This window comes from Nonomuraea diastatica (assembly GCF_004349015.1).
GTDB classification, from domain to species: Bacteria; Actinomycetota; Actinomycetes; order Streptosporangiales; family Streptosporangiaceae; genus Nonomuraea; species Nonomuraea diastatica.
On sequence record NZ_SMKP01000465.1, the window covers coordinates 1 to 477 of the forward strand.

Annotated in this window: 1 protein-coding gene; it reads right to left on the reverse strand. The window is 68.6% G+C overall.

Translation table 11 applies throughout. The annotated features are described in order from the left end of the window. Positions 1–146: 146 nt before the first annotated feature. Positions 147–332, reverse strand: coding sequence for a hypothetical protein (locus E1294_RS52185; protein ID WP_132520838.1), 186 nt, complete (start codon positions 330–332; stop codon positions 147–149). Positions 333–477: the final 145 nt, after the last annotated feature.

The window sequence follows — 477 nt, forward strand, 5'->3', positions numbered from 1 at the left end:
AATCTGCACGTCCGGTTGGACGACCTCGTCGATCGTCCTGGAGATGATCTCTTCGTCGCCGGTGCTGACGGCGTCGTGGAAGCGGCGGAGCGTCTCCTTGTTGCGTTCCGCCGTGGTGATGATCGACTTGTGCTCTCTCCTCGGGTTCATAGGGGTGCCCGCCTGGGGCGGGGAAGTAAGCCGTCTTTCAGCCGGTCGTTGGCCCGCTCGCTTGCGCCAGCCAGCATCCAGGGCAGGATCCGCGCGGCGTCCGGACCGACCAGGCGAGCGTTGACCTGGCCGAAGGACAGCCTCTGCGACTCGGTGACGATCGCCTGGTCCAGCCGCAGCACCTCATCCTCCTTTCCCTTCGTGATGGCGTCGGGCCGGGCGAGGCGCTCCAAGCACCGGACGCCCCCGCCGGTCGAGGGTGGTCAGCCGGCGTAGGGGCCGAAGCGGCCCCAGGCGACGAGCGCGGTGAGCGCGAAGAGGACGACG